The sequence below is a fragment of the Streptomyces sp. NPDC046215 genome, from assembly GCF_040646215.1.
In the GTDB taxonomy this organism is placed as follows: Bacteria; Actinomycetota; Actinomycetes; order Streptomycetales; family Streptomycetaceae; genus Streptomyces; species Streptomyces stramineus.
The window spans coordinates 1-20,839 of sequence record NZ_JBEYZW010000113.1; the positions used below are offsets into that span (position 1 = coordinate 1).

General features: G+C 73.5%; 17 protein-coding genes. 13 read left to right on the top strand and 4 right to left on the bottom strand.

All coding sequences use genetic code 11. The features are described 5' to 3' along the window. Window positions 1–88 precede the first annotated feature (88 nt). Window positions 89–556: an RDD family protein gene (locus ABZ951_RS30650; protein WP_344089709.1), complete on the bottom strand. Its 468-nt coding sequence runs from the start codon at window positions 554–556 to the stop codon at window positions 89–91. Between the two features lie 251 nt (window positions 557–807). Here ABZ951_RS30650 and glnA point away from each other — a divergent pair, with 251 nt between their 5' ends. Next, window positions 808–2,217, top strand: a complete 1,410-nt coding sequence (gene glnA / locus ABZ951_RS30655) for a type I glutamate--ammonia ligase (RefSeq protein WP_344089708.1) — start codon at window positions 808–810, stop codon at window positions 2,215–2,217. 91 nt (window positions 2,218–2,308) lie between these two features. On the opposite strand, the gene ABZ951_RS30660 is transcribed toward glnA, so the two are convergent. Beyond that, window positions 2,309–2,587: a hypothetical protein gene (locus ABZ951_RS30660; protein ID WP_344089706.1), complete on the bottom strand. Its 279-nt coding sequence runs from the start codon at window positions 2,585–2,587 to the stop codon at window positions 2,309–2,311. A 118-nt stretch (window positions 2,588–2,705) separates the two neighbouring features. On the opposite strand from ABZ951_RS30660, the gene ABZ951_RS30665 reads away from it, so the two are divergent. Further along, on the top strand, window positions 2,706–3,074 hold the full coding sequence (locus ABZ951_RS30665) for an arsenate reductase family protein (RefSeq protein WP_344089705.1): 369 nt from the start codon (window positions 2,706–2,708) through the stop codon (window positions 3,072–3,074). A 22-nt stretch (window positions 3,075–3,096) separates the two neighbouring features. On the opposite strand, the gene ABZ951_RS30670 is transcribed toward ABZ951_RS30665, so the two are convergent. Then, window positions 3,097–3,723 carry an HAD family phosphatase gene (locus tag ABZ951_RS30670; protein WP_344089704.1) on the bottom strand — a complete coding sequence of 209 codons (627 nt, stop codon included), beginning with the start codon at window positions 3,721–3,723 and terminating at the stop codon, window positions 3,097–3,099. A gap of 260 nt (window positions 3,724–3,983) precedes the next feature. Here ABZ951_RS30670 and sph point away from each other — a divergent pair, with 260 nt between their 5' ends. The 11 genes from sph (at window position 3,984) to ABZ951_RS30725 (ending at window position 18,119) form a co-directional block, all read left to right on the top strand. Continuing rightward, window positions 3,984–4,979 (top strand): sphingomyelin phosphodiesterase, encoded by a 996-nt coding sequence (sph, locus tag ABZ951_RS30675; RefSeq protein WP_344089703.1) that lies wholly within the window; start codon window positions 3,984–3,986, stop codon window positions 4,977–4,979. Between the two features lie 23 nt (window positions 4,980–5,002). Continuing rightward, the gene (locus tag ABZ951_RS30680; RefSeq protein WP_344089728.1) at window positions 5,003–6,046 is read left to right on the top strand and encodes a S66 peptidase family protein; all 1,044 of its coding nucleotides are present in this window, start codon (window positions 5,003–5,005) and stop codon (window positions 6,044–6,046) included. Window positions 6,047–6,120: 74 nt separating this feature from the next. Continuing rightward, entirely contained in the window at window positions 6,121–7,122 is a 1,002-nt protein-coding gene (locus tag ABZ951_RS30685; protein WP_344089702.1) for a hypothetical protein, read from the top strand. Window positions 7,123–7,422: 300 nt separating this feature from the next. After that, complete coding sequence (locus ABZ951_RS30690) at window positions 7,423–8,064, top strand: winged helix-turn-helix domain-containing protein (RefSeq protein ID WP_344089701.1); 642 nt, start codon at window positions 7,423–7,425, stop codon at window positions 8,062–8,064. Window positions 8,065–8,223: 159 nt separating this feature from the next. Continuing rightward, a complete protein-coding gene (locus ABZ951_RS30695) occupies window positions 8,224–9,501 on the top strand; it encodes a sensor domain-containing protein (protein WP_344089700.1) in 1,278 nt (425 codons plus the stop codon). Window positions 9,502–9,588: 87 nt separating this feature from the next. Further along, complete coding sequence (locus tag ABZ951_RS30700; protein WP_344089699.1) at window positions 9,589–10,236, top strand: response regulator transcription factor; 648 nt, start codon at window positions 9,589–9,591, stop codon at window positions 10,234–10,236. A gap of 98 nt (window positions 10,237–10,334) precedes the next feature. Further along, a complete protein-coding gene (locus ABZ951_RS30705; protein WP_344089698.1) occupies window positions 10,335–13,469 on the top strand; it encodes an alpha-N-acetylglucosaminidase TIM-barrel domain-containing protein in 3,135 nt (1,044 codons plus the stop codon). 263 nt (window positions 13,470–13,732) lie between these two features. Next, a complete protein-coding gene (locus ABZ951_RS30710; RefSeq protein WP_344089696.1) occupies window positions 13,733–14,338 on the top strand; it encodes a rhomboid-like protein in 606 nt (201 codons plus the stop codon). A gap of 30 nt (window positions 14,339–14,368) precedes the next feature. Then, window positions 14,369–15,163: a tyrosine-protein phosphatase gene (locus tag ABZ951_RS30715; RefSeq protein ID WP_344089694.1), complete on the top strand. Its 795-nt coding sequence runs from the start codon at window positions 14,369–14,371 to the stop codon at window positions 15,161–15,163. Between the two features lie 254 nt (window positions 15,164–15,417). Beyond that, a complete protein-coding gene (locus tag ABZ951_RS30720) occupies window positions 15,418–17,352 on the top strand; it encodes a hypothetical protein (RefSeq protein WP_344089693.1) in 1,935 nt (644 codons plus the stop codon). A gap of 68 nt (window positions 17,353–17,420) precedes the next feature. Beyond that, window positions 17,421–18,119: a TetR/AcrR family transcriptional regulator gene (locus ABZ951_RS30725; RefSeq protein ID WP_344089692.1), complete on the top strand. Its 699-nt coding sequence runs from the start codon at window positions 17,421–17,423 to the stop codon at window positions 18,117–18,119. Here ABZ951_RS30725 and pulA read toward each other — a convergent pair. Next, entirely contained in the window at window positions 18,107–20,704 is a 2,598-nt protein-coding gene (pulA, locus tag ABZ951_RS30730; protein WP_344089691.1) for a pullulanase-type alpha-1,6-glucosidase, read from the bottom strand. The genes ABZ951_RS30725 and pulA overlap by 13 nt on opposite strands. Window positions 20,705–20,839 lie beyond the last annotated feature (135 nt).

Below are 20,839 nucleotides of genomic sequence, written 5' to 3' on the forward strand. Positions count from 1 at the left end.
GCAGCCCCCTGGGGGGGGCGCCCCCCCTGGTCGCCCCCCCCCCTACGCGCATCCGCCTCCCGGGGCCTCAGGGCCGCCCCGGAGGCTCTCAGATCCGGACCTGGACGGCGCGGGCCAGCCGGTCGTGCAGGCCGCGGGTGTCGCGGTCCCAGATGACCGCGGGGATGACGATCGCGAGGAGTACGCTCCGAAGGAGGACCCGCGGGAGGCTCAGCCGCCCGCCCGTCACGGAGACGACCCGCAGCCCGAGGAGGCGCTTGCCGGGGGTGCAGCCGACCGTACCGACAGTGAGCACACTGAGTACGAAGAAGATCAGCAGGGCCCAGTTTCCCGCCTGCTGGGGCTTGCCGTCCGCGAGGAGCGCGTAGGCGATGAGCATGCACAGCGCCCAGTCGATGAAAAGGGCCCCGAAACGCCGCCCGAGGGGCGCGACCGAGCCCGGCCCGCTCTCCGGCAGCCCGAGGCGCTCGCCCCGGTGGCCGAAGTCGACGCCCATCTCCTCAGCGGCCGCGCGGGGGCCCGAGAGCCATGAGCCGATTGCTTGCCTGTTGTCCACCCGTCCACGGTACTGCGACCGCATACGTTCCTCGCGGCCCGGGTCCGGCATTCGCCGTTTCGGCGCGGTTCCCGGCCGCGCGGCGGTTAACCTCTGCGAAACAAATGGGTCACGCTCGGGAAATGCCGTCTCTCTAGGGTCGGCCCCAGCGCGCCACTGCACAAGAACTCATATGGACCCGCATATGGACTGCGCTGGACCGCGCCACCGAAGCAACCCCGACCGCTACCGGCCGGGCTAGGAGGAGTTGGATGTTCCAGAACGGCGACGACGCCAAGAAGTTCATCGCGGACGAGGACGTCAAGTTCGTCGATGTCCGCTTCTGCGACCTGCCTGGCGTGATGCAGCACTTCACGATTCCGGCAGCGGCGTTCGACCCGGCCGAGGAGCTCGCCTTCGACGGTTCGTCGATCCGCGGATTCCAGGCCATCCACGAGTCCGACATGGCGCTGCGCGCGGACCTGTCGACGGCACGCGTCGACCCGTTCCGCAAGGACAAGACGCTCAACATCAACTTCTTTATCCACGACCCGATCACGGGCGAGCAGTACAGCCGTGACCCGCGCAACATCGCCAAGAAGGCCGAGGCGTACCTCGCCTCCACCGGCATCGCGGACACCGCTTACTTCGGGCCCGAGGCCGAGTTCTACGTCTTCGACAGCGTGCGCTTCAACACCGCGGCGAACGAGTCCTTCTACCACATCGACTCCGAGGCCGGCGCCTGGAACACCGGTGCGGTCGAGAACAACCGCGGTTACAAGGTGCGCTACAAGGGCGGCTATTTCCCGACCCCGCCGGTGGACCACTTCGCCGACCTGCGCGCCGAGATCTCCCTGGAGCTGGACGCGCAGGGCCTTCAGGTCGAGCGCCAGCACCACGAGGTCGGCACGGCCGGCCAGGCCGAGATCAACTACAAGTTCAACACGCTGCTGGCCGCGGCCGACGACCTGATGCTCTTCAAGTACATCGTGAAGAACGTCGCCTGGCGCAACGGCAAGACCGCGACCTTCATGCCGAAGCCGATCTTCGGTGACAACGGCTCGGGCATGCACGTGCACCAGTCGCTGTGGTCGGGCGGCGAGCCGCTCTTCTACGACGAGCAGGGCTACGCCGGCCTGTCGGACACCGCCCGCTACTACATCGGCGGCATCCTCAAGCACGCCCCGTCGCTGCTGGCCTTCACCAACCCGACGGTGAACTCCTACCACCGCCTGGTCCCCGGCTTCGAGGCCCCGGTCAACCTGGTCTACTCCCAGCGCAACCGCTCCGCCGCGATGCGCATCCCGATCACGGGCTCCAACCCGAAGGCCAAGCGCGTCGAGTTCCGCGCCCCGGACCCGTCCTCGAACCCCTACCTCGCCTTCTCGGCCCTTCTCCTGGCCGGCCTGGACGGCGTCAAGAACAAGATCGAGCCGGCGGAGCCGATCGACAAGGACCTCTACGAGCTCGCCCCCGACGAGCACGCGAACGTGGCGCAGGTCCCCACCTCCCTCCCGGCGGTCCTGGAGGCCCTCGAGGCCGACAACGAGTACCTCCAGGCGGGCGGCGTCTTCACCCCGGACCTGATCGAGACCTGGATCGACTACAAGCGCACCCAGGAAATCGCCCCGATCCAGCTGCGCCCGCACCCGCACGAGTTCGAGATGTACTTCGACCTCTAAACCGCGGGTCGCGACATCCGAACACGTCCGAGCCCCGTCACCGCCCCTCGTGGGTGGCGACGGGGCTCCGTCGTGCGAGGCGGCGTGCCGGCTAGGGGGTCTCGGCGGGGATCAGGGAGCGCACCAGGCGGCACGTCGTGGCCGAGGGCGGGCGGACGCCTATCTTGGCCGCCACCCTGCGGATCCTTCGGTTGTCCGCCTGCTTCGGGCGCTGGACGCCCGAGTGGAGCAGGGCGATGGCCAGGCGCATCGCCTTCAGCTGGCGGTTGTGCGACTCGTACCAGGCGCGCGGCTGCCCTGCGGGCAGGCGCTTCTTCGGCAGGGTCGCCAGGGTGGGCAGGTTCGGGAGAGGTGTTACGGCTATGGCCATCGGCATCCTCCTGACGCGGTCGTGAGCCCTCGCTCAACTCCCCCTATTTTACTGCGGGGCACTGACAATCGGCCCTGATCAGACGGCCTTTCGACGGTGGGGCGATACCGTTGGGCGCATGGAGATCTGGATCAATCCCGCCTGTTCCAAGTGCCGCGCCGCGGTCAGGCTGCTCGACGACGAAGGGGCGGATTACACCGTCCGCCGCTACCTCGAGGACGTGCCGAGCGGCGAGGAGATCCGCGAGGTCCTGGGCCGGCTCGGGCTGGAGCCCTGGGACATCACGCGGACGCAGGAGGCCGAGGCGAAGGAGCTCGGCCTCAAGGACTGGCCGCGTGACGCGGGGGCGCGCGACCGCTGGATCGCGGCGCTCGCCGCACACCCGAAGCTGATCCAGCGGCCCATCATCACGGCGGACGACGGCTCGGCACTGGTGGCCCGCACGGACGAGGCGGTCCGGGAGGCCGTCTCCCGGACCGCGGGCTGATCCCCCGGGGCGGCCGGCGCCGTCAGCCGAGCGGGATGCCGAGGACGCTCTCCAGCCGGGGGATCGTCTCGGCCGGGGTGGTGTCCAGGACAGTGGCCATGCCGAGGTCGCCGGCCGGTGTGAGGTTGCGGGGCGAGTCGTCCACGAAGACGCAGTCCGCCGCCGGAAGGCCGAGGGCCTCCAGGGCGATGGGATAGATCGCCGGGTCGGGCTTGCGGACGCCGTGGTGCTCCGAGAGGACCACGGCATCGCAGAGGGTGTCGAGGTCGTAGCCCTCGTAGGGGTCGTACGGGTCCGAGCCGAGGCTGTTGGTGAGGAGGGCGATCTTCACGCCCGCCCGGCGGGCGGACCGCACGGCGGCGAGCAGCGCCGGCTCGGGGCTGAGGCCGGCCAGGACGCGGCCGATCAGGTTCGTCGCGTCGACGCCCAGCAGGGGTGCGGTGCGGGTGTTCCACTCGGCCTGGGTGATCGCGCCGCACTCCAGCTCCCGGTACAGCTCCCGCCCGACCGGGTCGGCCGAGACGACGTTCAGGAAGGCGTCGGGGTCGAGGCCCTCGCTGCGGCAGAAGGCACGGGTGCTGTCGGCGACCGGGGTCGTGAGGACCCCGCCGAAGTCGAGGACCAGTCCATGGCGTCGGGGCGTGGGCATACGGGGCTCCTGCGGCTGCGGCGGGATACGGATTCCGTGCGGCTTTTCCGGCTTTCCGGTCACTTCCCTGCTTGATCCTGCTCGATGCGATTCCGGCCTGCTCAATGCGATTCCGGCGCCTCTCACGCTACCCACCGCGTTCCGTCACCCGGCCAATTCGACTGCTTCCGTAAAGGAATTGATCACCTGGAGGCTATCTGGAGGTAACAACGGCTGATTTGATGTGGACAGCTCATCCCCCACGTGTCCAGGGAGTTGCAGTGCCGCTCGTCAAGCCCGCCCGGATCGCCTCCACGGTCGCCACCGCCCTCACCGCCGTCGCCCTCACCGCGGCCCTGCCGCAGACGGCTCAGGCCGCACCGTCCGGTGCCGCCGCGGTGCCGGAGTTGAAGGTGCTGACGTACAACGCCTTCCTCATGAGCAAGAACCTCTATCCCAACTGGGGCCAGGACCACCGCGCCAAGGCGATTCCGGCCGCCGGATTCTTCCAGGGCAACGATGTGGTCGTCCTGCAGGAGGCTTTCGACAACGGCGCCTCCGACGCGCTCAAGGCCGATGCCGCGCGGCAGTATCCGCACCAGACCCCGGTCGTCGGGCGGAGCAAGGACGGCTGGGACGCCACCGGCGGGAAGTATTCCGCCACCACGCCGGAGGACGGCGGCGTCGCCGTGCTCAGCAAGTGGCCGATCGTCCGCAAGGAACAGGTCATCTTCAACGACGCGTGCGGCGCCGACTGGTGGTCGAACAAGGGCTTCGCCTATGTGGTGCTGGACGTGAACGGCACCAAGGTGCACGTCGTCGGCACGCACGCCCAGTCGACCGACCCCGGCTGTGACGCGGGCGCGGCGGTGGCGGACCGGGCGAAGCAGTTCCGGCAGATCGACGCGTTCCTGGACGCCAAGCGGATTCCCTCGGGCGAGCAGGTCATGGTGGCGGGCGACTTGAATGTCGACTCGCACGGCTCCGAATACGCGTCGATGCTCACGAACGCGGACCTGGCACCCGCGGATTCGCGCACCGGGCACGCGTTCTCCTTCGACACCAAGGACAACTCCATCGCGGCCTACCGCTACCCGGCGGACGGCCGCGAGGACCTCGACTACGTGCTGCACCGCAAGGGCCACGCCCGCCCCGCGGGCTGGGGGAACAAGGTGATCAAGGAGGCGTCCGCGCCCTGGACGGTGTCCAGCTGGGGCAAGGAGTACAGCTACACCAATCTCTCGGACCACTACCCGGTCACGGGCGGGACGAGCTGATTCCCTCGGCCTGGAGTGGACGCATAAACGCGCCTTCGTATCCGCCCAAGCCCCGGCCCGGCGACCGTGTCGCGGTGGTATCGCCGTCCTCCGGTCTGCCGGGCCTCTTCCCCACCCCGTACGCACTCGGTCTGCACCGGCTGGAGTCGCGGTTCGGGCTCGTCCCGGTGGAATATCCGGCCACCAGGAAGATGGGGTCCACACCGCGCGAGCGCGCCGACGACCTCCACGCGGCCTTCGCCGACAGGGACGTCAAGGCCGTGTTCGCCAGCATCGGCGGGGACGACCAGATCACGGTTCTCCGGCACCTCGACCGGGAATTGGTCCGGTCACACCCGAAACCGTTCTTCGGTTACAGCGACTGCACCAACTTGCTGGCCTGGCTGTGGAATTGCGGGCTCGTCGGCTATCACGGGGCCGCGGTGATGACGCAGCTGGGCCGGCCCGGGGCCATGCACCCGCGGACGGCGGATTCCCTGCGCGCCGCCCTTTTCTCCTCCGGGCCCTACGAACTCACCGAGAGCGACGCCTTCAACGATGTCGACCGGTCGTGGGAGGACCCCGCGACCTTCGCGAGCGAGCCGCAGCTGACGCCCTGCGCGGGGTGGTCGTGGCGGAACGCGGACCGGGTGGTCGAGGGAGTCTCGTGGGGAGGCAACATCGAGGTCCTCTCCTGGCTCCTGATGGCCGATCGGGAGATCCTCAGCCCTGAGGCGTACGAGGGGTGCGTGCTGTTCCTGGAGACCTCGGAGGAGCTTCCCCAGGCCGAGGAGGTCTACCGCATCCTGCAGAGCATGGGTGAGCGGGGCCTGCTGCGGCGGTTCCCGGCCTTGCTGATGGGACGGGCCAAGGCTTGGTCATTCGGGCGGCCCCTGAGCCGCGAGGACGGTGCGGCGTACCGGCGGGCGCAGCGCGAGGCGGTGGAGCGGGCCCTGGCGGAGTACGCGCCGGAGGCGCTCGCCGTCTTCGATGTCGACCTGGGGCATACCGACCCGCAGTTGGTGATTCCCTACGGCGGCGCGGTGCGGGTCGACGGCCCCGCCCGGCGGATCACTGTCACCTACTGAAGTGTCAGTGGGGGATGACAGGATTCTCCTACCGGGCCGCTGTCGGCGAGCGGCCCATCGAGCGAGGGGGATCCATGCTGCCCATCACCGTGAACACCGAGACTGGTGAGGTCCGTTCGCAGGTCACCGCCGAGGAGCTGGCCGAGCTGATCGGGAGACTGGGCGGGGAGGGCGACCGCTTCGTGGTGGTCGAGCGGCTGGAGGGGGAGCGCGACCACTACATCCAGACGTGGCACGAGGGCGACGGGCCGTACGAGGTGGAGTACCGGGCCGGTGCGCCGGAGCGGCACTTCGGGGTGCGGATGGACGGGGCCGAGGCCGTCGTGGCCGTGTTCCTGGCCTGGGCGCGGGGCACCGAGGGGTGGGCGGACGGCCACGCGTGGGAGCGCGTCGAGCTGTCGGCGGCCGACGACGAGGACGGGCTTCCGCTCGGCCAGGAGCTGCTGGAGGAGGCGGAGGACCAGGCCCGGCTGCTGATCCGGTGCGGGTTCGACACGGCCGAGGAGATCGCGGAGGACGTGTCCGACTACTTCTACGCCGACGGCGAGACCCCGGTGTCCCCGGCCGCCGCCCGGGAGATCGTCGACAGGCTGTGGCGCGAGCGGCTGGCCGAGCAGGAGACGTGGCCCGAGGTGACCGACGCCGACCGGGTGGCGGCGGCCTTCGCGGCGCTGGAGGCGGACGGCGTCACGGCCCGGATGCACTTCACCTGCTGCACCAAGTGCGGCTTCGCGGAGATCGGGGCGGAGGCGGCCGAGGGCGACCACGGGTTCGTCTTCTTCCCCTGCCAGGACACCGAGAAGGCCGCCGAGGGGCACGGCCTGTGGCTCGCGTACGGCGCTCATCTCCCCGGCCCGGAGGACGGCGGGGATGAGGCCGGAATGTTCGACTCCGGTACCGGGGAGGCCCGTTCGGCCGGAGGCGGGACGGCCGCCCTGGAGGCGACCGCGGCCGTCGGGCGCGAGGTGGTGACGGCGCTCACAGCCGCCGGGCTGTCCGTGGTCTGGGACGGCGACCCGGACCGGGCGATACGCGTGCAGCCCCTGGACTGGCGCAGGCGGCTGCCGGTGCGCTGAGCGCGGGCGTTCCGTATCGGCCGTCAGGAGAGGACTGCTGTCCCGTCGCGGGTCATGCTTCAATAGGGGCATGGCGAGCTTCCAGAACACCGCGACGGGTCACAGCGACCTCGAGCCTTTCTGGCCTTCCCGTCAGCACCACGACTTCGACCGAGTGTGTTGCCGCGCGACCTCCGCGCAGGCCCACTCCTTCCGCTGACCCTCACGTCGAAGTCAGCCGCCGGTCACCAGTTCCGGCCAACGGCCCCGCGCAACGCACGTCCACTCGACGGTTTCTCGCGCGAAAGAGCTGAGCTCTCCATGACGCATCTCCGTACCCTGACCGTGCCCGCTCCGTCCGCCCACGCCACCGCGCAGGCGGCCCCGGCCACCTCCCCCGCCGCCCACGCGGCGCCCCGCCACCGGCTCCGGGCCGTCGCCCCGGACGAGGTGTCCCCGGTCGCCGCGCTGCTGCACTCCGGCGCGGCGACGTGGCTGCCCGCGCCGCAGCACACGGTGCCCTCGCTGCCGGGCCAGCCCCCGATGGTCGGCTATCTGGTGCTCGTACCGGCCGAGCAGCCCGCCCCCGGCTCGGCACCCGGACCGGGCTCCGCACCCGGACCGGGCTCCGCATCCGGGCCGGGCTCCGCACCCGCCGGCCTCCAGGGGGACGCACTGGTGAGCATCGACCCCGAGCAGCGGGCGGCCCGGGTCTCGGGGCGGCTGCTGGATCTGACGTACCTGGAGTTCGAGCTCCTCGCCCACCTCGTCGCGCACCCCCACCGGGTGCACACCCGCGACCAGCTGGTGACGACCGTCTGGGGCTACGGGCACGTGGGCGACGGGCGCACCGTGGACGTCCACGTGGCCCGGCTGCGCCGCAAGATGGGGGCCGAGCACCGCGCCTCGATCGTCACCGTCCGCCGGGTGGGCTACAAGTACGCGCCGCCGGTCTCCTTCTGAACCTCTCCCGCGCGCCGAGCCGAGCAGAGCGGCAAGAGTGGGGGGCTAGGTACACCATGACCGGGGTGATGCCCCCCGTGACCCGCTGACCTGCGCAAGTCACACTGGAGTCCGGTCCGGGGGACGGGCCGTACGGCTCGGCGCGCAGGGAGACAACACATGAAGGTCCGCAACGGTCTGCTGGCCGGGGCGCGGGGGCTGTGGCTGACGCTCTACGGGATCCTGGTGTCCACCCTGCTGTTCACCCTCACCCTCGTCTCGCTCTGCCTCACCCTGCTGGGGATCGGCCTCTTCACCACTCCGGTCCTCCTGTCCGCGGTGCGCGCCCACGCGAACCGGCACCGGGCCCAGGCGATGGCGTGGTCGGGGGTGCGCATCCCGGCGCCGTACCAGCGGCTGCCCGCGCGGCGTGGCGGCATCGCCGGCCAGGTCGAGCTCTGCACCACCTTGCTGAAGGACCCGGCGACCTGGCGCGACATCCAGTGGCTGCTGGTGAACTTGTCGGTGGGCGCGGTCGTGGCCCTGCTGCCCGCCACGCTGCTGATCTACGCGGTGTGGGGGCCGGTGCTGGCCCTGGGCGTGTGGAAGCCGATCGTGGCGGCCGACGGCACCCAGTGGTTCGCGTTCGTCCCGATCACCGGCCAGTTCACCGCCAACCTGGCCGCCGCCACCGGGATCGGCTTCGGCGTCCTCGGCCTGTTCGTCAACCCCACCCTGCTGCGCTGGCACTTCGCGCTCAGCGAGCCGCTGCTGCGGCCGACCCGGGCACGCGAGCTGGCCCTGCGGGTCGACCACCTGACCGAGACCCGGCACGACGCGGTGGACAGCTCCGCCGCCGAGCTGCGCCGCATCGAGCGCGACCTGCACGACGGCGCCCAGGCCCGGCTCGTGGCCATGGGCATGAGCCTGGGCACCATCGAGGCGCTGATCGAGACGGATCCCGCCCAGGCCAAGCGGCTGCTGGCCGCCGCCCGCGCCGATTCGGCCGAGGCCCTGACGGAGCTGCGCGACCTCGTCCGCGGCATTCACCCGCCCGTGCTCGCCGAGCGCGGCCTGGGGGACGCGCTGCGGGCCCTCGCGCTGCGGATGCCGGTGCCCGTCGAGGCCGACGTCGAGCTGCCGGGGCGGGCCGAGGAGCCGGTCGAGTCGGCCGCGTACTTCGCGGTCAGCGAGGTGCTCACCAACGCCGCCAAGCACTCCGGCGCCCGGCGGATGTGGCTGGACGCACGCCACACCGAGGGCAGGCTGCGGATTTCCGTCATCGACGACGGCCGCGGCGGCATCGTCTTCCCCGCACCCCGCTCGGCGGCCGGGACCGGCAGCGGCCTGGCGGGCATCGAGCGGCGCCTGGGGGCGTTCGACGGTGTCCTGACCGTCAGCAGCCCGGCCGGCGGTCCCACCATGGTCACGATCACGCTGCCCTGCGCGCTGCGCTGACGGCGCGTCACCGCCCGCCCGGCCGGTCCCCGGGCGCCCGGCGATCGGCGAAAATCGGGGGAGCCCCCCTTCGACCGTGGAGTTCCCGTGCGCGTTGTGCTCGCCGAAGACCTGTTCCTGCTGCGGGACGGGCTCGTCCGGCTGCTGGAGGCGTACGGCTTCGAGATAGCGGCGGCCGTGGAGAGCGGGCCGGAGCTGGCCGGGGCGCTGGCCGAGCTGAAGCCCGACGTGGCGGTCGTGGACGTCCGGCTGCCGCCGTCGTTCACGGACGAGGGGCTGCAGTGCGCGCTCGCGGCCCGGCGGGAGACGCCGGGGCTGCCGGTGCTGGTGCTGTCCCAGCACGTGGAGCAGCTCTACGCGCGGGAGCTGCTCGCCGACGGCAGCGGCGGGGTCGGGTACCTGCTGAAGGACCGGGTCTTCGACGCGCAGCAGTTCGTCGAGGCCGTGCGCCGGGTGGCGCACGGCGGTACGGCGATGGACCCCCAGGTCATCTCGCAGTTGCTGTCCCGGCGCTCGCAGGACCGGCCGATGGGCCGGCTGACGCCGCGTGAGCGGGAGGTGATGGAGCTGGTGGCGCAGGGCCGGTCCAACGCGGCGGTGGCGGCCCAGCTGAACGTCACCGAGCGGGCCGTCGCGAAGCACACCTCGAACATCTTCGGCAAGCTCGGCCTGCCGCCGTCCGATGACGACAACCGCCGGGTTCTCGCCGTTCTGGCCTACCTCGACCACGGCTGACCGGCGGCTCTCTGCGCGCCCCATTGCTCCCCCTTGTGCCGGGGATTAGCGTGCGCCTCGCACGCGTCCGTTGTCGCATAAGCACACAGGGGATCGTCATGACCGCACTGCCGAGACCGTTGCCCGGACCGTCGAGACGTCTGCTGCTGGGTGCCGCCGGGGCGATCGGCGCGGGAGCCGCCCTCGGCTCCCCCACCCCCGCGGCGGCGGTGACGGCCGGGCGGCACCGGCTCACCGGCTTCGACACCGCCGCGGCGCGCGCGGCCCTGGTGCGGCTGCTCGGGGAGCACGCGGAGCAGTTCGCCCTGACCCCGCTGGCCGGGGGCGAGGAGCGGTTCGAGGTCACCGGCCGGCCGGGCAGGATCGAGGTGGCGGGCACGAGTCCGGGAGTGCTGCTGACCGGGGTCCACTGGTACCTGAAGTACGTGTGCGGGCAGCACCTGACGTGGAGCGCCCGGCGGCTGGACCTGCCGCGCGAGCTGCCCGCCCCGGCCGGCCCGCTGCGGCGCTCGACCCGGCTGCGCCACCGCTTCGCGCTCAACGACACCAACGACGGCTACACCTTCCCGTACGCCGACTGGGACTACTGGGAACGGATGATCGACATCCTGGCCCTGCACGGCTGCAACGAAGTGCTGGTGATCGCCGGGCACGAGGCCGTCTACCACCGGGTGCTGAAGGACTTCGGCTACAGCGACGCCGAGGCCCGCGCGTGGCTGCCGGCGCCGTCGCACCAGCCGTGGTGGCTGCTGCAGAACCTCAGCGGGTACGGCGGGCCGCTCTCCCCCGGGCTGATCGCGCGCCGCGCCGCGCTGGGCCGGCGCATCGCGGACCGGCTGCGCGAGCTGGGCATGGCCCCGGTCTTCCCCGGCTTCTACGGGTCCGTCCCGGACGGCTTCACCGCGCGGAACCCGGGGGCCCGCGTCGTCCCCCAGGGCATCTGGCACGGTTTCAAGCGCCCGGACTGGCTGGATCCGCGCACCGCCGTCTTCGGGCGGGTCGCGGCCTCTTTCTACCGCCACCAGGCCGAGGTGCTCGGTGCGGCGGGGCACTTCAAGATGGACCTGCTGCACGAGGGCGGGACGGCGGGCGGGGTGCCCGTCGCGGCCGCCGCGCAGAGCGTCGAGCGGGCGCTGCGCGCCGCGCACCCGGACGCGACGTGGGTGATCCTGGGCTGGCAGGACAATCCGCTGCCCGAGCTGCTCGGCGCGGTCGACCGCGAGCGGATGCTGATCGTCGACGGCATCTCCGACCGCTACACGAGCGTCACCGACCGGGAGAAGGACTGGGGCGGCACCCCTTACGCCTTCGGCTCGATCCCGAACTTCGGCGGCCGGACGACCATCGGCGCCCGGACGCACATCTGGAACGAGAAGTTCTTCGCGTGGCGCGACAAGCCCGGCAGCGCCCTGGTGGGGACGGCGTACATGCCGGAGGCCGCCGACCGCGACCCGGCCGCCTTCGAGTACTTCTCCGAGCTGGCCTGGCAGGAGCGGCGGCCCGACCCGGCGCGGTGGTTCGCCGGGTACGCCGACTTCCGCTACGGGCGGGAGGACGGCGGGGCGCGGGAGGCGTGGGCGGCGCTGCGGGACACCGCCTACCGGCAGCACGCGCACGAGCGCAGCGACCCGCACGACAGCCTCTTCGCGGCCCGCCCGGACCTCGCCGCCGACCGCGCGGGCGCGTACGCCCCCGACGCCCTGTCCTACGACCCGGCCCGCTTCGACGCGGCGCTCACCGGGCTGCTGGCCGTCGGCGAGGCGCTGCGCGGCGGCGACACCTACCGCTTCGACCTGGTGGACGTGGCCCGGCAGGCGCTCGCGCACCGCAGCCGGCAGCTCCTGCCCGAGCTCCGCGGCGCGTACGCCCGCAAGGACCTGCCGGCGTTCCGGTCCCTGTCGGCGCTGTGGCTGCGGCTGATGCAGCTGTCGGACGAAGTGGCGGGCGGGCACCGGGCGTTCCTGCTGGGGCCGTGGAACGCGGCGGCGCGGGCGATGGCGGACGGGGACGGCGAGGCGGCGGAGCTGGAGCGCACGGCCCGGGTGCTGATCACGGTCTGGGGCGACCGGGCCACCTCGGACGGCGGGAAGCTGCACGAGTACGCGAACCGGGACTGGCACGGTCTGATGGCCGACTTCTACCTGCCGCGCTGGCGGCGCTGGCTGGAGGAGCTGGAGGACGCGCTGCGGCAGGGGCGGGCGCCGCGGGCCGTGGACTGGTTCGCGGTGGAGGAGCCGTGGACGCGGGAGCGCAAGGAGTACCCCCTGCGGCCCGTGAACGACGCCTACCGCACGGCGCTGCGCGTGCGGGACACCCTGGCCGCCGCCCCCTACCAGGGGGCGCTGTCCACCACGTCGGTGCCGGCCTCCGTGCCGCCGGGCGGCACCGCGGCGGTCACCGTCTCCTTCACCAATGTCAACGGGCTGCGGGGCACCGGCCGCGTCGACCTCGCGGTGTCCGGCGTGCCGGCCGAGGCACAGGGACCGACGTCGCTGCCGGCCCTGCCCCCGGGCGGCACGGGCACGGCCCGGTGGCGGGTGACGGCCCCCTCCACGCCGCTCGAACATCCGCTCCAGCCGCTGCCGTACGAGGTGAGGGCCCGGTACGGGCCGCAGGGCGAGGAGCGGGTGCGGTCGGTGTCGGCCGGCACGCTGTTCCTGGCGGGGCCGCTCGCCCCCGGCTGGCGGACGGTCAGCGGCAACGCCGCCGTCTTCGGCCAGCTGAGCGGCGGCCGGTTCGCGATCGACGGCTCGGGCGAGGACCTGTGGAAGGGCACCGAGCAGTTCGGCGCGGTCTACCGCGTGGCGGAGCTGGTGCCCGGCAGGGCGGCGACCGTCCGGGTGGACAGCCAGACGGACACCGGAAGCTGGGCGCGCACGGGCATCATCGTGCGCAACCGGCTCGCCGCGCGGTCGCCGGGCGCGGTGAACCTGGCCGTGACGCCCGGGCAGGGCGTCGTCCTGTCCTACGACACCAACGGCGACGGCACCTTCGACGGCTACAAGCGCATCACCGGCATCAAAGCCCCGGTCGTCCTGCGGCTGGCGCGCACCGCCTCGGGCGCCTTCCACGCGGAGTGCTCCACGGACGGGGGCGCGACGTGGCGGACGGTCGCGACCGTCGCCGTGCCGGGGGCGGCCGGCCGTCAGGACGTGGGCCTCTTCCTGACGGCCGGCAACGACGGCAGCGGCGCCCGGGGCACGGCCCGGTTCAGCGGGTGGCGTCTGGGCTGACCCGCAGCCCGGGCGGGGCGGAAGTGACGCTCGGGCGGGCCGGGGGTGGCGTCCGGCCGGGCGGGGGGTGACGTCCGGGCGGGCCGGGGGTGACGCACGGGCCGGGCGGCGAGTGACGCACGGGCCCGGGCGGAAGTGACGCACACGCCAGGCCGGGAATGGCATCCGGGGCCAGCCGGAAGTGGCGCACGCGCCAGGCCGGAAGTAGCATCCGGCGCCGGCCGGGAATGGCGTCCCGGCCGGGCACCGCCGATCATGGGCCGATGACGACCGCCCTGCCCCGGCTCGCCCCCGCCTACGTGGGGGCGGTGGCCATCGGCTCGTACGCCGTGCACCGGCTGCTCGCGCCGTCCGTGCGCGCGCGGCTGCTGCGCCGCTGCTCGACGAACGCCGACAACCTGGACGCCGGGCGCTGGGACACCCTCGTGGCCAGCGCGCTGCTCGCCGAAGGGCCGCTGGAACTCCCCTACGCCCTGCTGCTCCTGGCCGTCCTGGGCTACGCGGAGTACGCGTACGGCGCGTGGTGGGCCGCGGGCACCTTCGCCTTCGGGCACGTGGGCGCGTCGCTGCTGGTGTACGGGGGGCTGCGCGCGGTCCGCGCCGGGGGGCGTACGCGGTCGGCGACCGATGTCGGCCCGAGCTACGGCCACCACGCCGTGCTGGGCGCGCTCGGCGCGCTGTTGCCCCGGGGCGCTGCGCGGACCAGTGCGTGCGCCGGTCTTCTCGCGCTCACCGCGCGCCCCCTGCTGCGCGGGCGTCCCGGCTTCACGGACGTCGGTCACCTGGCCGCGCTGGTGCTGGGGATCGCCCTGGTGCCGGGGTGCGAGCGGGCCCTCCACTACCGTCCCGGCCGGAATCCGCCACAATAACGGTAGAAATCAGACAAGGGAGAAGCGCTCATGCCGCCGTTCGACGCCTCGACGATCATCAACCTCCGCGACCTCGGAGGCATCGCGCTCACCGGCAACTCCGCCGTCCGCCCCGGCCTGCTGCTCCGCTCCGGCCAGCTCGACCGCCTCGACCCGGAGATCGACCCGGCGGTCGCCGCCCTCGGCATCCACACGGTCGTGGACCTGCGCACGGAGGGCGAGCGCCGGGCCCACCCCGACCGGGCCCCCGAGGGGGCCCGCCGGATCGTCGCGGACGTGATGGCCGGGGGTTTCGCGGGCACGGGCGCGAACGTGCCGGCCAAGCTGGACACCCTGCTCGGCAGCCCGGCCGCCGCGGAGGAGCACCTCGGCAACGGCAAGGCCGAGAAGCTGCTGTGCGACGCCTACCGCGCCTTCGTGACCTCCGAGTCCGCCTGCGCCGCCTACCACCTGCTGCTGGCGGCGCTCGCCGAACCGGACTGCGGCCCCCTGCTCTTCCACTGCACCGCGGGCAAGGACCGCACCGGCTGGGCGGCCACCGTGCTCCTGCTGCTCCTCGGCGCGGACGAGGCCACCGCCTTCGAGGAGTACCTGGCCGTCGCACCGGCCGTCCGCGCCGCCTTCGCGCCCGTGATCACCCGTTTCACCGACGCGGGCGGCGACCCGGAGATCGCGGAGGCGATGCTCGGGGTGCGCCCCGCCTACCTCGCGGCGGCGCTGGAGGAGATGGACCGCGGATACGGTGGGGTGGAGGGCTATGTCCGTGACGCCCTCGGCATCCCGGACGAGGCCGTCGACCGCATCCGGGCCCGGTGCGTCGCCTGACGGAGCCGCCGGAACTGCCGGTTCTAACGGGGCCTGACGGGGCCTGATGTACCGGCGCCCTGAGAAAACCGCTGGTGAAGCCGCCCGCCCAGCCCTGCCGAAGGCCCCGCGCGCGCCCTGGCGAGCGGCCCGGCCGACCGCCCGGCAAGCCCGGCGGGCCGCGGGCAACGTCCGCGCCGGGGGCGCGGGACGCGGCGCGTGCGCGCCCCTGCGGAGTGAGGTGACCATCTCACCATTCACTCGTTCTATGGATCGTGGAGCAGCAAGCGACAGCCCCCCGGCCCCATCCGCCCGTCGATGTCGAGCAGGCCGAGGCCGCGCTCATCGAGCACTATCCGCGCCTGGTGCGGCTCGGGTACCTCGTGCTGCCGCCCTCCCTGGGCCGTAATCGCCGCGTTCTGACGGCGCACGCCCTCGTCCAGCGGGCCCTGCCCCGCAGCCGGGCCGCCGCCTCGGAGCCGGCCGTGCCGGCGCCGCGCGGGGCCGACGGCTCGCCGCCGGATCCGGGCTACGCCTACGTCCGCCAGCGGGTGCTGCGCTCGGCCCTGGAGGCGGGCCGGCCGCGCGGCAGGTGGCAGCTGCCGAAGCCCGGCCAGCTGCCGCCGCTGCTGCCGCAGGTGTGGGGGCTGCGGCTGTTCCCGCGCTCGGGCGGCGCCGACGAACTCGCCCTCGACCAGGCGCTGTCCACCCTCTCCGGGCCCGGCCGGGCCGCGTACGTGCTGCGCGCCCTGGAGCTGCCCTCCGACCGCGATGTGCGGCAGGTCCTGGCGGCGGCCGGGGTCGAGGAGCCCGCGGCGGCGCTGGCCGAGGCGGCCGGGCTGCGCACCCCGGCGGGCAGCCGGGACGCCTCGCTGCTGGAGTCGATGGAGTTCGACCCGTGTTCGCTCCAGGCCCGTCCGACGGACCTGATGCGCCGCCGCCAGCACACCCGGGCGGCGATCGCGGCCGCGGCGGCGGCCGTGGTCTGCGGGACCCTCCTGGGGCTGCCGGGCGACGGCTGGGGCCGGGACGGCGCGGCCGCCCCGCCGTACGCGAAGAACGCCGCCGCCGAAGCGGCCCTCGACCCTGCGAAGTTGACCCGGGCCGCCCCCGGCGCCTGGAAGCGGGCGGACCGTCCCGGCTTCGCCGTGTGGCCCGTGCGCGGCAACCGCGCCGGCGATCAGGAGCTGCTGCGCCGCTCCCTCGCCGTCTGGGCGCGCCCGGGCAGCGCCGTCCAGGTGACGGCCACCCCGGGCACCGCGGTGGGGCCCGCGGCCGGGCCGCCGCAGCTGCTGTACGCGGGCGAGGTCGGCCAGGCGGCGGTCGTGGTGCTGTACGACGGGCTGCGGGTGGTGCGCTACGCCGAGTCCAAGAGCGGGGACAGCGGTGCCGCCGCCCTGGACTTCGCCCGGACGGACGCCGCGGACGCCGATACGGCGACGGCGGTCGTCGTCGGCCGCGCCGACAGCAACGTCCGCTATCTGACGGCCCCTTGGGTGAACGCGGTGGCCGTGCGGGATCTCCTCAAGCCCGGCGGGAGCGCCCAGCCCCTGCGGCTGGCCGCCGACGGCGTGACCGACCCGACGCTCAGCCCCGCCTCGGCGAGCGACTGCCGCGGCTGGCCCGCGCTCCAGATGGGCGGCCGCCTGGTGACGGACCTGGGCGAGCTGACCCCGGCCCGGCTCACCGCGGGCAGCCCCGGCGCGCCCCGCGATGTCACCACCGACCGGGCCCGGGCCGGCTGGGCGCACACCGCCTGCCACTTGCAGACCGTTCGGTCGCAGGGCGTTCGGTCGGTGAACGCCTGGCAGTTCGCCACCCAGCCGCTGCCGGGCCGTGCCGGGAACGCCGAATGGACGTGCACCCGGGCCGAGACCTGGCGGGGCGCGGGCAGCCGGGTGCAGGCCCTCTTCCAGGCGCCGGGGGCCCGGGCGGGCGCGCCGAGTTCGGCCGTCGCCCGCGCCGAGGGCGGCCTCGCGTGCGGGGCGCGCGACCCGCACGTCCTGGCGGGCGTGCTGTGGAAGTCGCCGGGCGGCACCTGGTACGCGCTCGCCGCGGGCGGCGGGAGCGATGTGACGTCGATCGCCGCGACGGGCGGGGTCCGGGGCGCCGCACGCGGCCCGCTGCTGGCCGTGCCGGCCGAGCCCGGCGCGCGGACGGAGCTCTCCGCGCTCCTGTCCGACGGCAGGAAGCTGACGACCCTGCGCTGAACACCGCTGCCAGGGGCGGGAAGCGGGCTCCGGCGGCCCGCTTACGGCCTGGCCCTATGATGACCGCCATGACGAACGGGGTCCGCCGCAGGATGGGTGTCGAGCAGCGCCGCGCGCAGTTGATCGCGGTCGCGCTCGACCTCTTCGGCCACCGCTCCCCGGACGATGTCTCCATCGACGAGATAGCAGCGGCGGCCGGGATCTCCCGGCCGCTCGTCTATCACTACTTCACCGGCAAGCAGAGCCTGTACGAGGCCGCGCTGCGCCGGGCGGCGGACGAGCTGTCGGCGCTCTTCGACGAGCCGCGCGAAGGCCCCGTCAGCGAACGGCTGTTGCGGGTGATGCGCCGGTTCTTCGACTTCGCCGAGCAGCACGCGGCGGGGTTCTCGGCCCTGATGCGCGGCGGCCCGGCGGCGGGCCCCGGCCGGGCCGGCGCCATGGTCGAGGAGGTGCGCCGGGCCGCGTACGAGGAGATGCTCGGCCACCTCGCCGTACCGACGCCCGCGCCGCGCCTGGAGCTGGCGCTCCGCTCCTGGATATCCCTGACCGAGACCAAAGCGCTGCTCTGGCTGGACGGCCGCCGGATCCCGCGCGCGGAGCTGGAGCTCCAGCTCGTCCACGACTTCGCGGCCCTCGTGGCCGTGGGCGCCGCCTACGACGAGGAGATGGCCGAGCTGCTGCGCGGCATCCTCGCGGACGAGCCGGGGCACGGGCCGTTCGCCGACCTCGCGGCCCGGCTCGGCACGCTGGTGCCTCAGCCCTCCTGACGGAAGACGGCCACCGTGCGGCCGGGGACGGTGAAGGTGCCCGTTCCCACCGCGTACGAGGCGGACTTGACGGTGGGGTCCGCGCCGCCCGCCTGCACCGGGTGCAGGGTGTGGGCCGTGCCGGCCAGCGCGCCGATCCGCTGGGACCGCTCGTGCGGGGTGGCGTTGAGGACGACGGTCAGGCCGGGCAGCCGCATGGTGATCACGCCCGGGGTCTCGTCCCTGCCGGACAGCGGGAAGGTCACGTCGCGCTGCACGGCAGCGGTGGTGGCGTGGTCGAACGCCTTCTCCGTCGTGCGGATCCTCAGCAGGTCCCGGTAGGCGGCCGAGGCGGCCCGGACGGGGCCGCAGCCGGGCCGGAGCGCCGGGTCGGCGAGGAGCGGTGCGGCGTAGGGCCACTTGTCCGCGTTGTCCCGGGCGGGCGGCAGGCCGCGGCCGAAGCCGTTGCCCTGGGCGCAGTCCCAGTGGACGGCGTTGAACCAGTCGCCGCTGTCGTAGGAGTTGCGGTCCAGGGACTTCGAGCGCAGGAGGTCCGTACCAGCCTGGGAGAGGGCCGGCCCCTGGGAGAGTGCGGCGGTGGCCATGGCGAGCACCTGCATGCGGGCCCGGTCGGCGGGCGCGGTGCCGCGCGGGAGCTTGAAGGCGAGGGCGTCGTAGAGGGTTTCGTTGTCGTGGGCGTCGGCGTAGGCGAGGGCGTCTCCGGGGGCGGCGGCGTAGCCGGCGGGTGAGCCGTTGTAGTCGACGTCGGCGCCGCGGACGTCGCGGCCGGCGGAGTCGGTGAAGCGGTAGTCGGCGAGGTTGCCGGTCAGGCCGACCTTGACGAGGTCCTGGGCGTGCAGGAGGCGGGCGCGCTGCTCGTCGGGGGTGCCGGGGGTCGCGCCGTTGGGGTCGGTGAAGAGGCCGGAGGCGAAGCCCTGGGCGCGGGGGTCGCCGTCGAAGGGCCCGCCGCCGCGGATCGCGTCCCGGGCGCGGTCGGAGAAGGTGGCGATGCCGGTGCCCGCCATGTTCCGCTGGGTGGCCTGCACGAACCGGGCGTCACCCGCGACCTCCCCGAAGTCCCAGCCCTCGCCGTAGAGGATCACCGCCTTGCCGTCGACGCCGTCCCTGGCGGGCGTGAGGGCGTCGAGGGCCGCGCGGACGGCGAGGACGTTGGCCTTGGGGTGGTGGCCCATGAGGTCGAAGCGGAAGCCGTCGACCTTGTATTCCTTCGCCCAGGTGACGACGGAGTCGACGACGAGCTTGCCCATCATGGCGTGTTCGGGCGCGGTGTTGGCGCAGCAGGTGGAGGTGGCGACGGTGCCGTCGTCGAGGAGGCGGTGGTAGTAGCCGGGCACGATCCGGTCGAGGACGGACTTGGGGTCCTGGCCCGCGGCGGCGGTGTGGTTGTAGACGACGTCCATGACGGTCCGCAGCCCGGCGCCGGCCAGTCCCTGGACCATCTGCCGGAATTCGACGGTCCGGCGGGTGCCGTCGGGGTCGGAGGCGTACGAGCCCTCGGGCACGGTGTAGTGCAGGGGGTCGTAGCCCCAGTTGTAGGCATCACGGGCGGCGGCCTGACCGACGCACTCCTGCTGGCGGGGGGAGTCGGCGGGCAGGGCGGGGAGGTCGCAGGCGGGGGTGGCCTGGTCGGTGCGCCGCTCGGGGACGGTGGCGAAGTCGAAGGCGGGCAGCAGGTGTGCGTAGGAAGTGCCCGCGTCGGCGAGGCTCTTCAGGTGCCGCATGCCGTCGGATCCGGGGTCGGTGAAGGCGCGGTAACCGCCCGGGTGCCGTGCGGTGCGGTCCGCGGCGGAGAAGTCGCGGATGTGCAGCTCCTGGATCTGCGCGTTGCGCAGCGGGACGGCCGGTGGCTTGCGCAGGGTGCGCCAGCCGGGCGGGGCGAGTGCCGGGGCGGCGAGGTCGGTGACCAGGCTGCGGGCGGAGTCGGCCGTCAGGGCCGTGGAGTAGGGGTCGGTGACGAGGTTGGTCACGGTCTTCCCCGCGGCCGGGGAAGGGACGGTCACCGCATAGCGGTAGGGCTTGCCGGTCCAGTCGCGGGGGCCGGTGGCGCTCCAGATCCCGCTGGCGGCGTCGCGGCGCATGGCGACGGTGCGGCCGTCCAGCTCCAGGTCGACGCGCCGGGCGGTGGGGGCCCAGACGGAGAGGGTGGGCCGGCCGTCGCGGAAGACCGGGCCGAGCCGGGCCTTGCCGGCGGCTGCCGCGTAGAGGTCGTCGAGGACGCCGGGTATCTGGACGCCGGTGGAGACACGGTCCGTCTCGGCGCGGAGTTTTCCCCGGAGGGCGGTGCGTTCCTTGCCGCGGGCGTCGAGGCGGAAGGCGTCGTGGTGCGCGAGGTGCGGGTGTTTCGCGCGTTGCTCCGCGGTCAGTCCGCCGGGCTCACGGGTGAGCGGGAAGCTGCCGCTGTCGTGGACGAGGCGGTGGGGCCGGGCGGGGTCGCCGAGGCCTTTGGGCCAGGCGAGGGTGTTCTTGTCGATCCAGTGGACGCGGGCGTCGGCGGCGGGTGGGGCGGAAGCGGGGGCGGCTTGGGCGTTTCCTGCCAGGGGCAGTAAACAGCCGAGCGCTGCCGCGAGGGTGGCCAGTCTCTTCACGGGAAGGGTGCTCCTTCGGTTGGGGTCACAGCAGGGGCTTCTCCCCCGCCCCGCCCCTTCCCGTAACCGGGGCTCCACCCCGGACCCCGGTCCTCAAAAGCCCGCCCGGCGGGATTTAAGCACGCCCGGCCGAGA

What these genes read in the sequence shown, in the direction of transcription:
- glnA (WP_344089708.1), top strand. Translation starts at nt 808, where the DNA reads ATGTTCCAGAACGGCGACGACGCCAAGAAGTTCATCGCGGACGAGGAC.
- ABZ951_RS30660 (WP_344089706.1), bottom strand. Translation starts at nt 2,587, where the DNA reads ATGGCCATAGCCGTAACACCTCTCCCGAACCTGCCCACCCTGGCGACC.
- ABZ951_RS30665 (WP_344089705.1), top strand. Translation starts at nt 2,706, where the DNA reads ATGGAGATCTGGATCAATCCCGCCTGTTCCAAGTGCCGCGCCGCGGTC.
- ABZ951_RS30670 (WP_344089704.1), bottom strand. Translation starts at nt 3,723, where the DNA reads ATGCCCACGCCCCGACGCCATGGACTGGTCCTCGACTTCGGCGGGGTC.
- ABZ951_RS30685 (WP_344089702.1), top strand. Translation starts at nt 6,121, where the DNA reads ATGCTGCCCATCACCGTGAACACCGAGACTGGTGAGGTCCGTTCGCAG.
- ABZ951_RS30690 (WP_344089701.1), top strand. Translation starts at nt 7,423, where the DNA reads ATGACGCATCTCCGTACCCTGACCGTGCCCGCTCCGTCCGCCCACGCC.
- ABZ951_RS30695 (WP_344089700.1), top strand. Translation starts at nt 8,224, where the DNA reads ATGAAGGTCCGCAACGGTCTGCTGGCCGGGGCGCGGGGGCTGTGGCTG.
- ABZ951_RS30705 (WP_344089698.1), top strand. Translation starts at nt 10,335, where the DNA reads ATGACCGCACTGCCGAGACCGTTGCCCGGACCGTCGAGACGTCTGCTG.
- ABZ951_RS30710 (WP_344089696.1), top strand. Translation starts at nt 13,733, where the DNA reads ATGACGACCGCCCTGCCCCGGCTCGCCCCCGCCTACGTGGGGGCGGTG.
- ABZ951_RS30715 (WP_344089694.1), top strand. Translation starts at nt 14,369, where the DNA reads ATGCCGCCGTTCGACGCCTCGACGATCATCAACCTCCGCGACCTCGGA.
- ABZ951_RS30725 (WP_344089692.1), top strand. Translation starts at nt 17,421, where the DNA reads ATGACGAACGGGGTCCGCCGCAGGATGGGTGTCGAGCAGCGCCGCGCG.